The following is a 19,280-nucleotide window of genomic DNA, read 5'->3' as shown; positions in this document are numbered from 1 at the left end:
GCTGTTGAAAAACGAACATCTTCATCAATGACGATGTGATGTTTTAGAGTCGTTGTATTCTACCTATGCTAGTTTTCTTGGAGATTTAGGTAGTGAATTCAACTGGAAATCTGGATCGTCGGCTGATCGGCGAAATTTGGCTCGGTCACCAGGGGACATGCGCCGCGCTGCACTCCCCACATTCAAGGTCAGAACTTGAGGCATTGCGAAGCACGCAAGCGCCTTTGGCTGCCGCCTGGCGGTCCCGACGGGCAGCGGATAAACCGGTTGTGTCAAATCCCAGCGTACACAATGATTGATGCGCCCCGTTGGATCGCGGGTACTAACGGCGTCGACGACCGACACCGGCCCGATTTGCAGGCACGGATCGGCGGATCATCAATTGGATGCGCTACAATTGCAGACGGAACAGCCCGCTAGGTGTCTGCAACGATTTCCTGTATCACTGAGAAGCCTTCGAATGTCGGCGCCCCCTCGTGCAGCTTGGCCGTGCCGCCCGCATCCTTGTGCGCGGCGCGGAATGCATCGGACCGGGTCCAGGCGCGAAATGTGTCTTCCGATGACCAGACCGTATGCGATGCGTAGAGCCGGGTGCCGTCCTCGCCCTCGGGTCCCTTGAGCATTTGGAATTCGACAAAGCCATCCATCGTTTTCAGGTGGCTGTCACGCCCGAGCCAAAGCGCCTCGAATGCCTCTGCATTACCCTTCGACACGGTAAAGCGGTTCATAGCGATAAACATAGGCGGTCCTTTCATATTGCTGTCAGGTGATTGTCGAAGGCGAGCGGATGCGCGCCCTGTTCCGCGAGGCCGGTGGCGTCGAGCGTGTGCACGCGGCCCTGGCCGTCGGTAACGATACAGGTGTGACTTGGCGTGTTGCAAAGACCGCAGACATCCGTGGCGGCATAGGTGTCTGATTGTGCACCTTTTGCATCAAAGGTCAGCGTCAGTCCCCCGCGCGGTGACGACGCGGCAAATCGATTTCCGAACGTGCTGACGCTGCCAACGTAACCGTCGAGGTGGCGTAGCGTACTCTCCTCCATCTGAGCCTGCACAAGCCTGCCACTCCCGGAATAAAACGCGACAAGTGGGGGGGCGTCGTACGGGTCACCCTGCCACTGGAAGCCGCAGACCACCGTACCATCAGGTGCTGCCGCAATATGGCGGAGGGAATTCTGGTGGATAGCGTCGGGCACTTCGACGAAGTCCGTCAGCCGTCCGTCCGTGTCGAATATCGCAAGATTGGACCGCATGGTATCAAGGTTCAGCTTGTCTCGCCCGGTCGCCGGATGGGTGCGGATACCACCATTTGCGACGGCGAGTGCACCGTCTGGCAAGCGCAGGATTTCATGCGGGCCAATGCCGACAGAGGTGAAGTCATCAAGCCGCTTGTAGCCCGCACTGCGGTCCCAGACGCCGATGCGCCCTTGTCCCGTTGCAAAGTCATTTTCCGGAGTAAACAGCAGGGTGCCATCGCCGGAAAACGTACCGTGCCCGTAGAAATGCCGCCCGGCAGGCGCGTGCAGGGTTTGGGCAACCTCGCCCGTACCGCAGTCGATCACCTTGGCGAACGTACCGGGGCGGCGAGCGATGGCAACCGCCTCGGCCACATGGGGATGGGCGGCGGCGGCGTGGCCACGGGCAGGCAGGGAAATACGGAAGGTGATGTCGCCGGTGGCGGTAAGCCCCACAAGCAGGTAGCGGCCCTCCCGGTCCATTGCAGCGCCAAGCGCAATCGGGTTGCCGACATCCGCCCAGCCGAGCTTGGGCGTGAGCGAGGCCGAGGTCAGCCCGGCAAGAAAGGCGCGACGCGAGGGCATCAATCCCCGTCCAGCGCGTTGAACCCGGCCGTGATGCCAAGGGGCGTGCCGATCTCGTCAATCACGGCGACCTGCACAGCCCGGACGGCCTGTTGCAGCACCTCGACCTTGAAGCGATGCGCGGGGTCGGCGACACCGACAAGGGCTGGGTCGTTCAGGGCTTCGGCCCGCGCTTTTGCCGTGTCAAAGGCGGCACTTGTGGCCGTAAGGTCCACATCGGTCATCGCCACGGCCAGTTCCTCCAGCGCGGCGAGTTGCAATTGAATGTGGTGAAGAGAACGTTCCGAGCGCCGCGCTTCGGCCCGGCGGGGGCGGGGGCGGTCGAACGTGCCAAGGGGGCGTCCCAACCGCTGATCGTGGAGGAATTCGAGACCCGTGGAGAGAGCCGTGTAGAGGGCGCGCTGCACCTCCATCTGGCTTTGAAAGCGGGTGTTGTCGTCCGCACCTGCGGTTCGCATCTGATCAGCGAAGACAGGCCATGCGGCGCTCAGGCTTTCCGATTTCCGGGCAAGACCGGTGGCGATAGCCTGTGTCAATCGACACGCATAGGCAGCGTCGGCTTGGTCATCATACAGCATCAACTCCAATGCTGTGAACCCCTGCGCTGCGGCAGACACATCGCCGAACATATCGGGTTGATCCACGATTGGATCACTGGCTGTGATCAGACGGGTGAGCGCCTTACCCGTTCTGTCCTTTGGGTCCGGCCAGAAGGCCATGGTGAGGGTGAGCGCCTGATCTTCGAGTGGTCCGAACTGGATGTGGCTGATGCTGATCCACGCGTCATAGGCTGCGTGAAACTCGGGGCGCAGTGCATCGGGGCCGCAATTGGCCTGCGCGGCGTCAGCCAGTATTATCGTTTCTTCAGCCAAGCGCGCGTAACCAGGCAGGATGTGGTCCTCAAGCACTGTCTGCACATCAGCAACGGCGGGCAGGGCGAGGAAGGGCAGGATCAGGGCAAAACGCATATCAGAGGCTTTCAAGAAAATGGATCAGGGCGGCACGGTCGGGCGGGGGCATATCGACGACCGACTGTTTGTGCGTCTCGGCTTCGCCCCCGTGCCACAGCACCGCTTCGAGCAGGTTGCGAGCGCGCCCGTCATGCAGAAAGAAAGTATGCCCGGACACGGTTTCAGTCAGTCCGATCCCCCAAAGGGGTGGTGTGCGCCATTCCTGACCGCTCGCGCGCGCCTCGGGCCGGTTGTCAGCCAGACCGGGGCCCATGTCGTGCAGGAGCAGGTCGGTATAGGGCCATATCAGCTGAAAGCTTTGTTCGGGCTGGCCGTCGAGCCGGTGCGTGACATGTTTGGGCGTGTGGCATGAGATGCAGCCGGTATCATAAAACATCTGTTTGCCGCGCAGCACCTGTGGGTCATCAATGTCGCGCCGTGCAGGCACACCCAGGTTCGAAGAATAGAAAGACACCAGTTCCAGTCCCACATCCCCAATCTCGGCATCATCATGCTCGGCCGTATTGCCGTTGGGCGCGGCGCGGCACTTGGTCTGCGCTTCGGTGCAGTCGCCAAAGCCTGCCGGGTGCAAGGTGGTCGAAATGCCAATGTCGCCCGAAAAAGCTCCCGCGGATTGTTCCCAGACCGACGGTTTGCCCGCCTTTAAGCCGAAGCGTCCCAACATCGGAACACCATATTCGTTCGACATAACGATCTGTGCCCGACCGGAGATGCCGTCACCATCCACATCGTCGGGGTCGGCAAAGGCAAGGATATCTGCCGCAGGAATCGCATCAAGCAGACCGAGTCCAATCATTTGCGGTGCCACGCGAGGGCTGAGCATTACATCGGGGTGCAACGAACCGTGGCCAAGGTCGGTCAGCTCATAGGTCGGGTGCCGGAGTGAGGCGGCCTCGCCGCCCGACAGTGCGATGGCTTCCTCGGTGTATGTGATTTGCAGCTTTGCCTCGGCCTGGATCCCTGCGACCGAGAAATCCTGTATCTGAGCACCATATGTCGGATCGGACTGGGTTGCGATGTAGTCCCCGATCTCTTCTGGCGAGGCACCGCCTGGAATCGAAAGACGCATGAGCATTGATGTGGCGTTGTCTTCGGGGTCAGCAGGTGGATGACCCCGCCCGTCCTTTAGGTGGCAGCGCTGGCAGGACCGTGCATTGAACAGCGGCCCCAGCCCGTCAGAGGCGAGCGTCGAAGATGGCGATGACACCCACAGCTTCTTGAACAGCCCGTTGCCAACTTTGAAATCCAGCTCTTTTTCAAAGCTGATATTGCCAGAAGGCTGGCTAAACGCGTTGCGTGTATCGCTGATCCGCACGGTAGCGGCGCCGGCGGGATTGCTTTCGAATTGTTCGGGTTTTGTGAAGTCAGTGGCGGGTTGCGTCGCAGCAGTGATCCGCTCTGCCTCAGCTGTAGTCCTTGGGATCACAGGCAGGTGCAAGTCCGTGAGTTCGGCAACTGCATCGACAGGAAATGACAAAAGTCCGACAAGTACAGTCGGGAATATGCTTGTGATCCTGCTCATAGCTTATAAATATACTCAGGAATTAGAGATGGCGAGGTGATTCCTGCCTCGCGCCTTAGGAGAGACCTGCGACATGGTGCCCTTGCGATTGGAATTGGTGGCCGAGCCACGGCCCGTTTGGCCTGTGTCGGCAGAGGCGTTTGCCTTTCTCAACCACCTGCGTTTCATGTCGATGTCATGCCGGTCCAAACCGCGCGCCGACCTGTTCGAAGCCTGTGCGTTGTTGCATGTCACCCGCACGGCATCGCAAGAGGCCCATGCCGAGGCGTTGATGCGATGTTTGAACCAAGCCCTTGGAAAACCGGCGCGTGTGCATGCGCCCGGCACGCTTGAGATGAGTTTTGACGAAACATGGTTGGTGCAGCTGGCACAGGAGATGTCGCACCAGGACGAGGCAAGTATCGCGTTTCTATTGAAATCGCGTGTACTACCGGAACACCGTCGCTTGGTCCGCTTTCTGGTGGGCCGGATTTCAGAGTATTTCTCTCTGACTTAGAATAATTCTAAAAAGGTCTTGCCTATCTGATCTGGGTGCCTAATTACTATTGGGTAAGCCAGCCAGCACCGTGCAAGCCAGCATCATAATCAAGAGGATTGTAGGGATGACCCAAACAGCTGTTGCATTGTCAACGGACGCGCGCGCCGCGATTGCCGAAGCGTTGAACCAGTCCGTTGCGGAAACCGCCGTAACGACGATGATGGCGCAGAACTTTCACTGGAACGTTAAAGGAATGGCCTTTGGCCCGCTGCATGATCTGTTCCAGAAGATTTACGAGGATCATTTTGCAGCGCAGGACGATCTGGCCGAACGCACTCGCGCCCTTGACGTCCATGTCGAAGGCACGCTTGCGGGCATGCTGGCGCGATCGAAGGTCAAGGAGTATGCTGGTCACGCGACCGACAAAGAAATGATCAAGATCATGCAAGAGGCACAGGAAACCCTCGCCGCCACGCTGGCAGGCTGTGGTGAACTGGCTGCCGAAAACGGTGATACACTAACCGAAGATCTGTGCATTGCACGGGGTCAGGAGCACGAGAAATTCGCGTGGTTCCTTCGATCACATCTGGCCTAAGCTGGTCCACCAAAAATCGTTGAAGCCGTCCTGTTGGGGCGGCTTTTTTTGTGAGCTGTCGCTGGCAGTGTCAGCGGTACAAAACAGATAACAGGATGCGGGGCATCGCGCGGGCATCAGGCTGCATCACGCACTGCCTGTGCGGGTTTCGCTTTCTTCTTCAGGCACTTGCGCAGGTACTTCGGCACCCAGTGCGTATACCGTCCCATCATTGTTTGCTGGGCCACGACCATCTCGACAAAGGCTTCGCGGTGCTTGTCCTTTTTCAACTCTTTGAACATGGACTTCTGCACCTTGGTCATTGAGCAGCCGATGCAATGCCCGTCGCGTTTGAATTTGCAGACGTCGATACAGGGGCTTGGGGTCTTGGCCATTGGAAACCTCGCTGTTGCGGTGCTGAGCTGGGACTTCTGGTCAGGAATTACAACGCGCGCACCAGAACCGCGGTAAGTGCCGGTGCGCGCGCTAGCCACACAAAGGTGGCACTCTGCGCGGCGGGGTTTTGGGGGAACGCCGATGCCGCGCAGAGGGGAGTCATTACTGGAACACAGCGTCAGGGTTATCGAGGCTGTCGGATCCTTCGAAATCGATTGCATCCACGCCAAGTACGGCGACGGCCCGTTCGATCGAACGGGTTTGGTCCACCAACGCATCGACGGCGCCCATGATCAGTGCCTCGCCCGCGTCGTTGCCGCGTTCCAACATCATGTCATAAGCGAACCCTGCCTCAGCTGCCGTTTTCATTTCGGACATTTCCAGCATGGTTGCATCCAGCTTGGCGCGCAGTTCGGTGTCGACACCGGCGTCAGTGGCCGCCACCAGAGACGACAGGCTTTCGCCCGACACAATGGTGCCGTCGATGGATGTGTAGCTGCCTAGATAGACGTTGCGAATGCCAAGTGCGTCGAAGAAGTGACTGTTGTGCGTGTTGTCCGAGAAGCAATCATGCTCTTCCTCCGGATCGTTCAACAACACGCCAAGGCGCATCCGCTCACCGGCTTGTTCACCGTAGCTGAGCGAACCCATGCCGGTCAGGATCGCGCTGATCCCTGCGTTTTCGTCTACAGTCAGTTGGGTGCGGGCGTCCCCGCTGTCCTGCCATTGCGTGACCATCCATTCCAGATCAGATACCAGCAGCTCCGTTGCTGCTGTCAGATAGTCGGCGCGGCGGTCACAGTTGCCGCCCGTGCATCCATCACCCACGACGTAATCGGTCCAGGGGCGGTTGCCCGCACCTGCGTTGTGACCGTTGAGATCTTGGCCCCAAAGCAGAAATTCAATGGCGTGATACCCGGTAGCGACGTTTGATTCCACGCCGTCGGCTTCGTGCAACGCGCCTTCTAGCAATTCGGGCGTGATTGCGGACGCGTCGATGGTCTTACCCGACAGGGTGAAGGTTGTGTTCGCAACGACGTTCAGAACGGCATATTCGTTTTCATCCGTTGCCCCGCCATAGGAAGGGTCGACATAGTCGATCAATCCTTCGTCAAGCGGCCAGGCGTTTACCTTGCCTTCCCAGTCGTCGACGACGGCGTTGCCAAAGCGATAAACCTCGGTTTGCTGATAGGGCACACGGGCGGCGATCCACGCCTCCTTCGCCGCTTGCAGGGCTTCAGCCGATGGGCTTTCCGTCAGATCGTTTACCGCTGCCAATAGCGTTTGGGCCGTGGTCACGCTGTCGGCATATTTGGCGAGTGCGATGTCGGCATAATTGTCCAAAACGGCCGCTTTGTCCGCGAGTGCGGGGGCGGCTGCCAAGATCACTGTCCCAAGTGCTGTCGTCATTGTCAGTTTCATCGGTGGCGTCCCTTAAATTCTTTTTGACGAGTTAGTGCAGGCGCACCACGTTGGGCGCGACTGCGGGTGGTATTGGTTTGTGGATACGCCGGATTGCCGAGCCGACTTCGCCAGCCATAATGGCGATGTGTTCGGCATGGGCCGGGCCCGACAGAAGCGTTGCGATAAGCGCTGCATCGTTCAGGTGCCCGTCAGATGCAGTGCGTACAAGGTGCACGAACACGCATTCATCCGAGCCAACGCAATTGCACCCCACCTCGTGCCGGACCAACGGTCGAGCAGCCGTAAGGACAATCTTGTTCAGAAGATCCTCGAAGGTTCGCCACGCACGGTCAGCTTCGGGTTCTGGGAACACGCTGCTGTAGTCTTTGCGCGCCTGCGACTTGCCGGTGGGTCCCTCGCACCACAGGCGAAGGTTCAGAACAAGGTTGGCTTCCCAATCGTCCATGCGGTTGAGGGCTGCGACAGCAGCGCCCCCGCGAGTGTGATGTGCACCGCTCATTTTGTAAGGATCAACTTGCCGGCGCGGGTGATGCGCAGATAGTAGACCTGACCATCCAGCACGATAGAGGCTTGTATGCCGTCCTTTATCAGATCGCGCGCGTCATAGGTATCGATCTGTTGCGGGTCTGGCGCTGCCGTTGTGTCCGGAACCTGTGTCATCGCATTCATGATGCCCGCTCCAGATGATCAAGCATGCCCTCAAGACACTGATCCTGGCCATAAAGCCCGCCAAGGGCGGCCTGCAACAGTTCCTGACAGCACGGCTTTTCACAGCACCTGCGGGCCCTGTCGCGTTCGCTTGCGCATCGTCTCACCATGTCTCACCTCCTGTTCGGTCAGCGGTGTCCGGGCTGCCCAAAACGGGTGGCTGAGACTCATTGCAGATATGTTGATTGTTTTTGTCGGATACGTCAATCCTGACAATTCCAGTAGGAAAAGAAAAGGCGCGGTCTCTTGCCGCGCCTTCCCATTTTAAAGCAGATGAGCGGGCTTACTCCCAACCGACCTCGTTAAAGATCTTCTGTGCCGTCGGCACGTTCTTTGCCACCGCGCTAAGATCAACATTGTCAGGGCGGAACATGCCAAGCGCAGCAACTGACGGGCTAAGCCCCACGCCGGGCACGGCCGGATATTCGTCATTGCCAGCCGAGAAGTATTGCTGTGCCTGATCGCTGGCCAGGTACTCCATGAACACGATGGCGTTTTCCTTGTTCGGCGCATTTGCCGCAACACCGCCACCGGACAGGTTCATATGTGCCCCTTCAGCGTTCTGCGCAGGGAAGACCCAGCCGATGTTGTCACGCGCATCAGCGGGCAGCCCATCTACATCTTTGCGGATCGCGCGGGCAAAGTAATAGGTGTTCGAGATCGAGATATCGCACTCACCTGACACCAGACCACGCAACTGGTCAGTATCGCCGCCTTGAGGCGAGCGCGCAAAGTTGTCGACCACGCCCTGTGCCCAGCCTTTGGCGGCTTCTTCGCCGTGGTTTTGGATCACAGCCGACAGCAGGGTCTGCGAATAGACGTTTGTGGACGAGCGGTGGCACACCTGACCTTTATAGGCTGGATCGGCAAGATCCATGTAGATCACGGGCGGGTTCGCAACATCGGTTTTATCGTAGAAGATGATCCGCGCGCGCTGGCTGAAGCCAAACCACTGGTTGTCTCCATCTTGCAGGTTGGCGGGAATGCGCGCTTCGAGCGTATCGCTTTCGATGGACTGCAGTACGCCTGCGTCCTTGGCGCGTTCAAGGCGCGAGGTGTCAACGGTCAGCAGGATGTCGGCGGGGGAGTTGGCACCTTCCGCCTTCATCCGCTCGATCAGCTCGTCGGCCTTGCCTTCGATGCGGTTGATGGTGATGCCGGTCGCTTCAGTGAAATCCGAATACAAGCGTTCATCGGTGTCGTAGTGGCGTGACGAATACAGGTTCAGCTCGCCTTCGGCGGCGGCGATGGTGGTCGTGGCGACCGCCGCGACGAAGGTTAGAAAATAAGTTTTGGCAGTCATGGAAATACTCCCTGTTTCCACAGATCTTAATCTTACTGAAACAGTCAATTACAGTAGCCTTCGCAGAAAGCAACCCTTTCCGAGTGAAATTGTCGGGAATCGTTTTCCCAATTCCGAGTTTTTCTATCGTCTTTTGGCGGTCAAGCCGCGAACCGCTTCGTGCTCCCAAGAATTTCGCCCGAAATCGGGGGCTTAAGCACTCATGAATATGTGTTGAAGCACGTTGTGAAGTTCAGGAACGGATGTGAGCCTGACTTGCTGCGTGCGCATTTTCGCACGATACGATCGAGCACATGACGGCGATCTTGCTGCCGGGCTGGATCAGAAGGTGATGTTTACCTTGATCGCTTGCGACCGGTCGCCTGCCAGTTCAAAGGCCTCGACTGCAGCCTCCACATCCAGAGCATGGGTGATGAGCGGTTTCACATCCAGACGGCCCGTGCGCATCAGATCGACTGCCGTGAAGAATTCGGCATGGAAGCGGAAAGAGCCCTTAAGCTGCAGCTCCTTGGCTGTCATCGCCTGCATCGGCAGGGTCATGTCGCCGCCCAGACCCAACTGCACTACGGTAGCACCGGGCCGCAGGGCGGGCACTGCTGCAGCAAGCGCTGAGGCCACGCCGGAGCATTCAAATAGTACGTCGAAATGTCCCTTGTCCGCCTCAAAGCCACTTAGCCCTTTGGGATTTTGCGCCACGTTCACGGTGTGATCGGCGCCCACGTCGCGGGCCTTGGACAGCGTGAAATCGGAAATGTCAGTGGCGGCAATGTCCACCGCCCCCGCCGCACGCGCGACCAGAACCGCCAGCAGGCCGATGGGGCCACACCCGGTGACAAGCACCCGCTTGCCAATCAGATCACCAGCCTGTTTCGCTGCATGCAGCACGACTGACAACGGTTCGGCCATGGCCGCCTCGCCTGCGCTCAGGGCCCCTGCGGATGCGCATTGGGTGGCATCCGCCACAATGTATTCGCGAAACGCTCCCTGTATGTGCGGGAAAGGCATGGCAGAGCCGTAGAACCGCATGTTGAGGCAATGATTCTGGCTACCCTCAGCGCAGTATTTGCAGGCGCCGCAGGGGCGGGAAGGGGACACGGCGACAAGCGTGCCTGTATCCAGGTCTGTGACGTTGTCGCCTACAGCCTCGATATGTCCCGCGACTTCGTGCCCGAGGATCATCGGTTCCCGCAGCTGGATCGGACCGAAGCCGCCGTGGTTGTAGTAGTGCAGGTCCGAGCCGCAGATGCCGCCCGCGGCCATCTTGACCAGCACCTGGCCCGGGCCGGGTGTTGGCATGTCGCGGGTTTCGACCCGCAGGTCCTTGGCCGCGTGGGCAACGATGACTTTCATTGTGTGACCTTTCACAGAACGGGGGTCAGCAGGGCGTCGCCTGCGAAATGGGCAGTCAGGTTGTCGCGCAGAAGCTGGCCCATGGCCTTGCGTGTCTCGATTGTACCTGAGGCGTGGTGTGGCTGCACCAGCACATTGTCGAGGTCCAGAAAGCGGGGGTCGAGCGCCGGTTCCTTTTCAAAAACGTCGAGCGCTGCGGAACCAAGCGCACCGGAGTGTAGAGCTTCGATCAGCGCATCCTCGTCGATGTTGGAAGCGCGGGAGATGTTGATTATCATGCCGTCGGGGCCGACCGCTTCGATGATGTCTTTGTTCACGATATGACGTGTTTTGGCTGAGGCGGCGAGGGTGACAAAGAGGAAGTCGGCGTGCTGTGCTAGCGTCAACGGATCATTGATGAAGGTCCAGTCTGGCGCGTAGTCCTTGGCCGCGATATCGGAATAGGCGATGTCCATGCCAAAGCCCGCCAGTCGCTTGCCCACCTCGAACCCGATGCGGCCAAGTCCCAAGATGCCCGCCTTGCGCCCGAAGACGCGGCGTTTTAGCGGGTAGAGCCCCTTGTTGGCCCAAGAGCCATCGCGCACCCATGTCTCTGCCCCGACCACACCCCGGGATTGGCACAGCATCATGGCGACGCCGAGGTCCGCCACATCCTCGGTCAGCACGTCCGGGGTGTTGGTTACGCGGATGTTGCGTGGTTTGCAGGCGCTTAGATCAACGGCGTCATAGCCCACCCCGTAGACTGAGATCAGTTCGAGCGCGGGGCAAGCGGAAATCATGTCGGCATCGGCGCCCAGCTCGCCCCGCGTGGCGATGGCCCGTACATGTGGGCCATGTGTGGCAAGGAACGCAGGGGCGTCTGATGCCTCGAACAGACGTTTGACGTCAAAGGCTGCGTCGAGCGGGTCTTGGTCCCAGTCCGGGTAAGGGCCGACTTGGAGGACGATGGGTTTTGGCATTGCGATTCCTCGTTGACACGCGATGTTATCGGTATCATGTTATCGATAACAATTGGCGGCCGTCAATCCCGCCCCTCACATTCGGAGTGTCGCATGTCTGACCTTTTCTCGCTTGCGGGCCGCCGTGCCCTGATCACCGGATCGTCGCAAGGCATAGGCTTTGCGCTGGCCAAAGGGCTGGCGGAAGCGGGGGCCGAGATCGTGCTGAATGGGCGGGATACGGGTAAACTAGAAGCCGCTGCTGACAGGCTGAAGGGGCAAGGGGCAACGGTCCACACATTGGCCTTCGACGCGACCGATCATGACGCTGTGCGCACCGCCATTGACGGGTTCGAGAGGAACACGGGCCCTATCGACATCCTGATCAACAATGCGGGTATGCAGCACCGTACAGAGTTGGAGAACTTTCCTGCCGATGCATTCGAACGGCTGCTGCAGACCAACATCGCCAGCGTTTTCCACGTGGGCCAAGCCGTTGCGCGCCACATGATCGGGCGTAGCACGGGCAAGATCATCAACATTGCATCGGTCCAGACAGCACTGGCCCGCCCGGGCATCGCACCTTACACCGCAACCAAGGGCGCGGTGGCGAACTTGACCAAAGGGATGGCCACCGATTGGGCAAAGCATGGGCTGCAATGCAACGCGATTGCACCTGGATACTTTGACACGCCTTTGAATGCCGCCCTGGTTGCAGACCCCGAATTTTCTGCATGGTTGGAAAAGCGCACCCCTGCGGGTCGCTGGGGGCAGGTAGAGGAGCTTGTAGGCGCCGCTGTCTTCTTGTCTTCGCCTGCATCAAGTTTTGTCAACGGCCACACGCTGTTCGTGGACGGCGGCATCACGGCGTCACTCTGATGCGGTGCTATGTTCTCATGGGCGTGTCAGGCTGCGGCAAGTCATCCGTGGGGACGGCCTTGCAGGTGCTGTGCGACATGGATTTCGTCGATGGTGATGATCTGCATCCACGGGACAATATCAACAAGATGGCGCAAGGCATGCCTTTGAATGATGCAGACCGCGCGCCATGGCTGGCTGATGTAGGTCGCATGCTGGCCCAGCATGACGGCGCCATCGCAATCGGCTGTTCGGCCTTGAAAAAGAAATACCGCGATTGGATCCGGGAACACGTGGCCGAGCCCGTGCATTTCCTGCATCTGGATGCGCCGCAGGATGTGCTGGCACAGCGCGTTGCCCATCGGCCCGGGCATTTCATGCCTGCGTCCCTGCTCGACAGTCAGTTTGCGACGCTTGAGCGTTTGGAAAATGACGAGTGGGGCGGCGAGATCGACATTGCACGACCCTTTGACCAAGTGATCAAGCAATCCGAAGATTACGTGAGGGGAACAATGATATGAGTGAAAAGATTGCCCTTGTCGGCGCGGGTGCCATGGGTGGCGCCATTGGAACACGGCTGTTGGAGACGGGGAACACCCTGCATGTCTTTGACCTCGATACCGCGCGGGTTGACGACTTGGTGGCCAAAGGTGCCGTTGCGGCCGCATCAGCGGCAGAGGCGGCGCGCGACGTCGATTTCGTGATCACCAGCCTGAATGCCTCGCGCATTGTCGGGCTGGCCGCGTTTGGCAAGGACGGGATCGCGGATGGGGCCAAACCCGGGACTGTCATCATCGACATGTCCTCGATCGAACCGGACGCCACGCGCAAGTTTGCCAAGATGGCCGCTGAACGCGATCTGGCTTGGGTCGACAGCCCCTTGTCCGGCGGTGCGCCCAAGGCGTTGATCGGTGAGCTGACGCTGATGGCCGGAGGCGAGGTCAAGGACGTGGAACGTGCCCATGTGGCGCTGAAATACGTGGCATCGAACTATACCCATATGGGCCCGTCAGGTGCTGGGCAGACCACCAAGTTGATCAACCAGGTGCTGTGCGGGCTTGGCTTTCTTGCGGTAGCCGAAGCGACGCAGCTGGCGCTGGACGCCGGTGTTGATGCCGAAAAGATCCCGCAGGCGTTGAAAGGTGGCCGGGCGGATTCGGCTCTGTTACAGGAGTACTTGCCCCGCTTTGCCACCAAGGATTACCGCCGTACGGGCCGGATTGACAACATGGTCAAGGATTTGAACGCGGTGAACGACCTGGCCCGCCAGACGGGCACATCCATGCCCATGACCGCCCTGTGCGGAGAGATCCACAAGATGCTGACCGCGGCTGGCTTGGGCGGCGAAGATCAGGCCGCAGTTATGGAATTCTTTACCGGCGCGAAAGAGGAGATAGACGTATGATCACACGATTTGCATTGTTCGAAGGGTCGGTGAAGCCGGGTCAGACGGATGCCTTTCGCGCTGCTGTACTGGAGCGGCTGGTGCCCTTGTGGAAGCAGTTTCCCGGCAACACGGATGTGCGGGTGATGTTCGGGGATGACCGGGACGAGGGCGCCCCTGAGTTTCCGCTAATCCTTGCCATCACCTATCCCGATGCGACCGCAATGGATGCGGCACTGGACAGCCCCTATCGTGCGCAATCGCGGGATGTCACGGGCGAGATTGTGGAGGCACACTTTGATGGCCGCATTCATCACCACGTCACCCAGTTGAACGAGTTTCGGGTCTAAGCAATGAGCGCGCGCGTTACCATGCGGGACGTAGCTTTGGCGGTGGGCATGTCGCCCATGACCGTTAGCCGCGCTCTGCGGGATGATCGCACGGTGAACGCCAAGACTCGCACCCGTGTGCGGCAGGTGGCAGATGAGCTGGGCTATGTTTATGATAGCACGGCGCAGGCGTTTCGCACTCAAAAGAGCGGGTTCGTGGCGGTCACCTTGCCGTCAGTGAACAACGCCAACTTTGCTGAAACCTTCCGCGCACTCACAAATGGATTGGGCGAGGCCGGTCTGCAACTGCTGTTGGGTAGCACCAACTACCGTGTCGAGCGGGAAGAAGAGTTGGTGCGCCAGCTGCTGACCCGCAACCCCGAAGCGCTGGTCCTGACGGGCGGGCATCATACGGATGAAATGCGCAAGCTGGTGCAAGGCAGGGGGCTGCCGGTGATCGAGATGTGGGACCTGCCAGCGGACCCGCTGGGCCATGTGGTCGGTTTTTCCAACAGTGACGCAATGGCCCACATCGTTGGGCATCTGGCCAGTACGGGGCGGCGCAAACTGGCATTTGTCGGCGCTTCCGAGGGGGCAGACATGCGCGGGGCCGTGAGGCGGGCGGGCGTGGTGCAAGCCGCCCGCGCGCACGGTCTGCCAGAGGTCGTGACGATTGACGCCGGGCCCGCGCCTGTTTCCATGCGCCACGGCAATGCCGTGATCGAAGCAATGGGTCGCGAAGTGGCGCAATACGATGCGCTTGTCTGCGTATCTGACCCGGTAGCCTTCGGCTGTCTGAGCGCGGCACAACGGATGGGCCTGCGCGTGCCGGATGATCTGGCAATCACGGGCTTTGGTCACTTCGAAGTGGCGAGGGTATCGAACCCGCGGATCACGACCGTCAATGTGCAAGCTGAGGATATTGGGCGGCAAGTTGTGGCACTCTTACAAGGAATTTTCGATGGTGACATCGATTCACCGGTGCGGACCGATGTGGGTTCGGCATTGGTGATGGGCGAGACAAGCTAAAACGCTGAATTCCAATACGAATTAGACTTTTACATTCACGACTATGCGGCAGTTACCTCAAGCAGCTCGATGCGGTTCCCGAATGGATCTTCAATGTAAACACGCTTGATGTTCGGAAGTTGCACGTCAGTCTGAAAAGCAACACCTGCACGGTCAAGTCGTTCAATTGTTTGCTCGAGTGAGTTTACCCTAAAGCCCGGATGAGCCTTCTTTGCTGGCAAGAATGGATCCTCCACTCCAAGATGCAGCCGAACACCTTGGCTCTCCAACCAAATTCCGCCGCGCCCAAGCAGTTCGTCTGGTTTCTCTACTTCCGAAAATGCCAAGACATTCAGATAAAAATTGCGCGCATCTTCATACCCACTTTTTGGCATGGCAATTTGAACGTGGTGCAGTTCCTCAATCATCTTGCACTCTTACCAGCGTGAAATCTGTATACCATAGCATACAATCGATTGCCAATTTGCTTCCTGAAAAACTTAGACCGAGCTGTTCCGAACCGTTGACCCCGGGATCAGACGAAACCCGATATCTGTGCAGGTCGGTACCGGTTCATCCGTCAATCGCCCCATCATCATCTCGGCCGCCTTCTGCCCCAGTTTCAGATGTGACACGTGGCAAGACGTCAGCCGTCGATTCATCACCGAGGCGATGGGCAAATCACCCCAACCGGCGATGCCGATGTCGTCCGGCACCTTTAACCCCTTAGCCGCGCAATACTGCAATCCACCGAACGCCATCGCATCATTTTGGTAGAAGATGCATTCGATATTCCGTGCCGAAGCCAACAGCTGTTCGGTGCCATAAAAGCCGGGATAATACGTAGCCGTATCATGAAGACACAGCTGCTTGACAACTGCGCCACCGGCCCCCTCGACCGCCTTGCAGAAACCGTTGAGCCTCTCAGTCGCAGCGTTCGCCGTGTCATGTGAGGTGCCTACATAGCCGATATTCTCATAGTTCAGAGAGGTCAGGTAGCGCCCCATGTCAAAGCCGCTGTCGAAATGGTTGATACCTACGCTCATGTCGAGCGGAGAGGAGTTTAGATCCCATATCTCGACCACCGGAATGCCTGCGTTGCGCAACATGCCAGTGGCCCGCGGTGAGTGGTAGCGACCTGTCAGGATCAAGCCGGCCGGCTGCCAAGATAACACCGTTCTGATCCAGTTTTCTTCCTCTTGTTGGGTATGCTGCGTGAGGCCTAAAACGGATTGATATCCGAACGTTCCCAACTTGCGGTCGATGCCTTCAAGCACCTGTGCAAACACCTCGTTCCCCAGATCGGGGATCGATACGCCGATGAAGGTCGAACTTTGGTCGCCTGCAAAAACAGTCGCTAGGCGATTCGGCAGATAGCCGAGGATGTCCACCTGCTCCATCACCTTGACGCGTGTTTTTTCAGAATACCCTCCTTCACCTCGCAAAACCCTGCTGGCAGTCATTTTAGACACGCCCGCCGCGCGAGCCACCTCAGACAGGCTTACTTTATTGTTTTTGCTTATTTTTTCCACACTTCACGCCACTTTACGTTACGGGTAACTTAAGTCTTGACAGAGCGCACACTCTGACCTGATGCTAACGAAATGTTACGGGTAACTCAACGGGGAGGTTGGGGCTCGTATTCCCGGAGGAGACGCCATGCCAGACCTGCAGACAGGTTTGTTCTTTGACAGCATCGACAAGCATTTTGGCGGCACCTATGCGCTCAAGGATGTGTCGCTCACCGTGGGTCGAGGCGAGATTGTAGCACTGCTTGGTGAGAATGGCGCGGGCAAGTCCACACTGATCAAGGTGCTAGGCGGCATCCATACGGCGGACGCCGGGCGCGTATTAATTGACGGTGAACCGTACCAGCACAAACCGGCAGGGTTTGGAGAACGGCAGAAGGTAGCATTCATTCACCAGGACCTTGGGTTGATCGAGTGGATGACGGTAGCCGAGAACATCAGCCTTGCCCTAGGGTTCTCGCGCAAGAACGGTTTGATCCGTTGGAATGATGTCGAGCATTTCGCGGTCGAGGCGCTGCGCAAGGTGGATGCAGAATTTGACCCCACAACGCGGGTCGAAGACTTGACACGGACCGAAAAATCGCTTGTGGCCATCGCCCGTGCGTTGGCCGTGGACAGTGAATTTCTGGTTCTGGATGAACCCACCGCATCGCTTCCCGCAGATGAGGTCGAACGCTTGTTCACCGCAATCCGGCCCCTGAGGGAAAAGGGTGTCGGTATGATCTATGTGTCCCACCGGCTGGACGAGATTTTCCAGATTGCTGACCGCGTCGCTGTCCTGCGCGACGGCGCCATGGTGGGCGTGCGCAGCATTGACCACACGACACCAGAAGAGCTGGTTCAGAAGATCGTGGGACGCAAAACCCGCGAAACAGTGAAGGCTACGGATGAGATTGGTGAAGCTGTATTGTCGCTGCGCAACTTCGAAGTGGCTGGCATGCAGCGGCTGGGTTTCGATCTGCAAAAGAACGAAGTGCTGGGTTTGGTCGGCCTACGCGGAGCGGGGCACGAAGCCATCTCGCGTGCGTTGTTTGGGCTGGTGCCGTTCGACGGCGAGGTGACGTTGGACGGAGAAGCGCCAGACCTGTCCAACCCGCAAAGGGCGTTGCATTCCGGCGTGGGACTGGTGGCAAAGGACCGGACGGAAGAGTCAGTCGCGATGAGTCTGTCCATCCGGGAAAACACCTTTCTGAACCCCGATGGTATTGGCCGAAGGCTGCTGAACATGTTGTCGCCACGCGTCGAGGCGGAACAGGCCGCCACTATCGGCGCAGAACTAGGGCTGTCACCCAACGACCCGACCCTTGCCATCGAAGCGCTTTCGGGCGGCAACCAGCAGAAGGTCGTCATTGGCCGCTGGTTGGCGACCAAGCGCAAGTTGTTGATCTGCGAAGACCCAACCGCCGGTGTGGACGTGGGCGCGAAGTCCGAGATCTATGCCCTGCTGAACCGTGCGTTGAGCAACGGGGTCGCCATCCTGATCATGTCCACCGATTTCGAAGAGATCGCCACGATCTGCCACCGCGCCATCGTCTTCAGCCAAGGCAGCATCGTGGACGAATTGAGCGGTACGCGACTGACAACGGAAAACCTGATCCAGTCGGCATCGGCTGGCAACATAAAGACAGAAGGGGGCGGGGCCAGTGCAATCGCTTGAATCCAGCGCACTCGAGCCGACCAAGGCCGAACTCAAGGGGCTGAGCATGGGCAAACGCGTGATGCGCTTTTTGCCGATCTATGGCCTCGTGATCCTGACGATCTTTTTGATCGGCCTGTTCTCGGTCCTGTTGCCCAACACGTTCCCCACGATGCTGAATCTGCGGTCCATTATCTCGGACAAGGCCATCATCGCATTGTTATCTTTGGGTGCGATGATCCCAATGGCAGCCGGGCGCATCGACTTGACCGTGGGCTATGGCATCGTGTTGTGGCACATCCTGGCCATCAGCTTGCAGACGATGTTGGGCCTTCCATGGCCAATCGCAGTCGCTGTGGTACTGCTGCTTGGAGCGGTGACAGGGTTCCTGAATGGTCTGCTCGTCGAAGTTGCCAAAATCGACAGTTTCATCGCCACATTGGGGACCGGTACCGTCCTTTACGCCCTGGCCCTGTGGCACACAGGTGGACGACAGATGGTCGGGCTTTTACCGGACGGGTTCTACTCACTGAACACCACCTTTGTCTTTGGTTTGCCCATCACCGCCTACTACCTGATCGTCATCACGGTCGTGATGTGGATCGTCCTCGAATACACGCCGGTGGGAAGGTATCTTTATGCCATCGGCGCAAACCAACGCGCCGCGCAACTTAACGGCATTCCAACGCGGAAATATGTGATTGGCGCTTTCGTTGCCTCAGGCACCATGACCGCGCTGGCCGGTGTTCTGCTGGCTGCAAAACTGAGGATTGGTCAGGCATCTGTTGGACTTGAGTTCTTGCTGCCCGCCCTGGTTGGCGCTTTCCTTGGGTCCACCACCATCAAACCCGGCCGGGTCAATGTCTGGGGCACTGTCGTGGGTGTCGTCATTCTGGCCGTGGGCATTTCAGGCATTCAACAATTCGGCGGCTCCTTCTGGGTCGAGCCGCTCTTTAACGGAGTTACCCTGCTGGTTGCCATCGGCATCGCAGGCTACGCGCAGCGCAAAAAAGGTGCAGACAAGCGCTGAGCATTTAATTGCAAAGGGAGGA

General features: G+C 58.7%; 22 protein-coding genes. 9 read left to right on the top strand and 13 right to left on the bottom strand.

Translation table 11 applies throughout. The annotated features are described in order from the left end of the window. Positions 1-416: 416 nt before the first annotated feature. The 4 genes from Q1A75_RS11410 to Q1A75_RS11395 are packed head-to-tail and all read right to left on the bottom strand — an operon-like array spanning position 417 to position 4,312. The gene (locus tag Q1A75_RS11410) at positions 417-740 is read right to left on the bottom strand and encodes an antibiotic biosynthesis monooxygenase (RefSeq protein ID WP_299550624.1); all 324 of its coding nucleotides are present in this window, start codon (positions 738-740) and stop codon (positions 417-419) included. Positions 741-751: 11 nt separating this feature from the next. Then, positions 752-1,819, bottom strand: a complete 1,068-nt coding sequence (locus tag Q1A75_RS11405; protein ID WP_299550626.1) for a DUF1513 domain-containing protein — start codon at positions 1,817-1,819, stop codon at positions 752-754. Beyond that, positions 1,819-2,787 carry an imelysin family protein gene (locus tag Q1A75_RS11400; protein WP_299550628.1) on the bottom strand — a complete coding sequence of 323 codons (969 nt, stop codon included), beginning with the start codon at positions 2,785-2,787 and terminating at the stop codon, positions 1,819-1,821. Before Q1A75_RS11400 ends, Q1A75_RS11405 begins: the two co-directional genes overlap by 1 nt. A gap of 1 nt (position 2,788) precedes the next feature. Beyond that, on the bottom strand, positions 2,789-4,312 hold the full coding sequence (locus Q1A75_RS11395; protein ID WP_299550630.1) for a di-heme oxidoredictase family protein: 1,524 nt from the start codon (positions 4,310-4,312) through the stop codon (positions 2,789-2,791). 73 nt (positions 4,313-4,385) lie between these two features. On the opposite strand from Q1A75_RS11395, the gene Q1A75_RS11390 reads away from it, so the two are divergent. After that, positions 4,386-4,808, top strand: a complete 423-nt coding sequence (locus Q1A75_RS11390; protein ID WP_299550631.1) for a hypothetical protein — start codon at positions 4,386-4,388, stop codon at positions 4,806-4,808. A gap of 106 nt (positions 4,809-4,914) precedes the next feature. After that, positions 4,915-5,385 carry a DNA starvation/stationary phase protection protein gene (locus Q1A75_RS11385; RefSeq protein ID WP_299550632.1) on the top strand — a complete coding sequence of 157 codons (471 nt, stop codon included), beginning with the start codon at positions 4,915-4,917 and terminating at the stop codon, positions 5,383-5,385. A gap of 116 nt (positions 5,386-5,501) precedes the next feature. Here the strand turns inward: Q1A75_RS11385 and Q1A75_RS11380 are convergent, their stop codons facing one another. The 7 genes from Q1A75_RS11380 to Q1A75_RS11350 all read right to left on the bottom strand — a co-directional run bounded on the left by Q1A75_RS11380 (position 5,502) and on the right by Q1A75_RS11350 (position 11,505). Then, positions 5,502-5,759 carry a DUF1289 domain-containing protein gene (locus Q1A75_RS11380; RefSeq protein ID WP_299550634.1) on the bottom strand — a complete coding sequence of 86 codons (258 nt, stop codon included), beginning with the start codon at positions 5,757-5,759 and terminating at the stop codon, positions 5,502-5,504. A 163-nt stretch (positions 5,760-5,922) separates the two neighbouring features. Continuing rightward, a complete protein-coding gene (locus Q1A75_RS11375; RefSeq protein WP_299546390.1) occupies positions 5,923-7,182 on the bottom strand; it encodes an imelysin family protein in 1,260 nt (419 codons plus the stop codon). Positions 7,183-7,213: 31 nt separating this feature from the next. Beyond that, complete coding sequence (locus tag Q1A75_RS11370; protein WP_299546389.1) at positions 7,214-7,684, bottom strand: hypothetical protein; 471 nt, start codon at positions 7,682-7,684, stop codon at positions 7,214-7,216. Next, positions 7,681-7,854, bottom strand: coding sequence for a hemin uptake protein HemP (locus tag Q1A75_RS11365; RefSeq protein WP_299546388.1), 174 nt, complete (start codon positions 7,852-7,854; stop codon positions 7,681-7,683). Before Q1A75_RS11365 ends, Q1A75_RS11370 begins: the two co-directional genes overlap by 4 nt. Before the next feature lie 322 nt (positions 7,855-8,176). Next, positions 8,177-9,196 (bottom strand): extracellular solute-binding protein, encoded by a 1,020-nt coding sequence (locus Q1A75_RS11360; RefSeq protein ID WP_299546386.1) that lies wholly within the window; start codon positions 9,194-9,196, stop codon positions 8,177-8,179. 321 nt (positions 9,197-9,517) lie between these two features. Then, positions 9,518-10,546, bottom strand: a complete 1,029-nt coding sequence (locus Q1A75_RS11355) for an L-idonate 5-dehydrogenase (protein WP_299546384.1) — start codon at positions 10,544-10,546, stop codon at positions 9,518-9,520. An 11-nt stretch (positions 10,547-10,557) separates the two neighbouring features. Continuing rightward, the gene (locus Q1A75_RS11350) at positions 10,558-11,505 is read right to left on the bottom strand and encodes a 2-hydroxyacid dehydrogenase (RefSeq protein WP_299546382.1); all 948 of its coding nucleotides are present in this window, start codon (positions 11,503-11,505) and stop codon (positions 10,558-10,560) included. Between the two features lie 93 nt (positions 11,506-11,598). On the opposite strand from Q1A75_RS11350, the gene Q1A75_RS11345 reads away from it, so the two are divergent. The 5 genes from Q1A75_RS11345 to Q1A75_RS11325 are packed head-to-tail and all read left to right on the top strand — an operon-like array spanning position 11,599 to position 15,084. Continuing rightward, positions 11,599-12,363: an SDR family oxidoreductase gene (locus Q1A75_RS11345; protein ID WP_299546380.1), complete on the top strand. Its 765-nt coding sequence runs from the start codon at positions 11,599-11,601 to the stop codon at positions 12,361-12,363. Then, positions 12,363-12,863, top strand: a complete 501-nt coding sequence (locus Q1A75_RS11340) for a gluconokinase (protein ID WP_299546378.1) — start codon at positions 12,363-12,365, stop codon at positions 12,861-12,863. The genes Q1A75_RS11345 and Q1A75_RS11340 overlap by 1 nt, the downstream gene beginning before the upstream one ends. Then, on the top strand, positions 12,860-13,747 hold the full coding sequence (locus Q1A75_RS11335) for an NAD(P)-dependent oxidoreductase (RefSeq protein ID WP_299546376.1): 888 nt from the start codon (positions 12,860-12,862) through the stop codon (positions 13,745-13,747). The genes Q1A75_RS11340 and Q1A75_RS11335 overlap by 4 nt, the downstream gene beginning before the upstream one ends. Then, a complete protein-coding gene (locus tag Q1A75_RS11330; protein WP_299546374.1) occupies positions 13,744-14,076 on the top strand; it encodes an antibiotic biosynthesis monooxygenase in 333 nt (110 codons plus the stop codon). Before Q1A75_RS11335 ends, Q1A75_RS11330 begins: the two co-directional genes overlap by 4 nt. Positions 14,077-14,079: 3 nt before the next feature. Next, positions 14,080-15,084: a LacI family DNA-binding transcriptional regulator gene (locus tag Q1A75_RS11325; protein WP_299546372.1), complete on the top strand. Its 1,005-nt coding sequence runs from the start codon at positions 14,080-14,082 to the stop codon at positions 15,082-15,084. 41 nt (positions 15,085-15,125) lie between these two features. On the opposite strand, the gene Q1A75_RS11320 is transcribed toward Q1A75_RS11325, so the two are convergent. Then, positions 15,126-15,491, bottom strand: coding sequence for a VOC family protein (locus Q1A75_RS11320; RefSeq protein ID WP_299546370.1), 366 nt, complete (start codon positions 15,489-15,491; stop codon positions 15,126-15,128). Positions 15,492-15,563: 72 nt separating this feature from the next. Continuing rightward, positions 15,564-16,595: a LacI family DNA-binding transcriptional regulator gene (locus Q1A75_RS11315; protein WP_299546368.1), complete on the bottom strand. Its 1,032-nt coding sequence runs from the start codon at positions 16,593-16,595 to the stop codon at positions 15,564-15,566. 127 nt (positions 16,596-16,722) lie between these two features. Between Q1A75_RS11315 and Q1A75_RS11310 the strand changes: the two genes are divergently transcribed. Further along, on the top strand, positions 16,723-18,249 hold the full coding sequence (locus Q1A75_RS11310; protein WP_299546366.1) for a sugar ABC transporter ATP-binding protein: 1,527 nt from the start codon (positions 16,723-16,725) through the stop codon (positions 18,247-18,249). Further along, complete coding sequence (locus Q1A75_RS11305; protein ID WP_299546364.1) at positions 18,236-19,258, top strand: ABC transporter permease; 1,023 nt, start codon at positions 18,236-18,238, stop codon at positions 19,256-19,258. Before Q1A75_RS11310 ends, Q1A75_RS11305 begins: the two co-directional genes overlap by 14 nt. Positions 19,259-19,280 lie beyond the last annotated feature (22 nt).

Origin of the sequence: uncultured Tateyamaria sp. (genome assembly GCF_947504105.1) — a bacterium.
In the GTDB taxonomy this organism is placed as follows: domain Bacteria; phylum Pseudomonadota; class Alphaproteobacteria; order Rhodobacterales; family Rhodobacteraceae; genus Tateyamaria.
The sequence above is the reverse complement of the archived record's forward strand: the minus strand, read 5'-3'. Positions and strand labels throughout refer to the sequence as shown.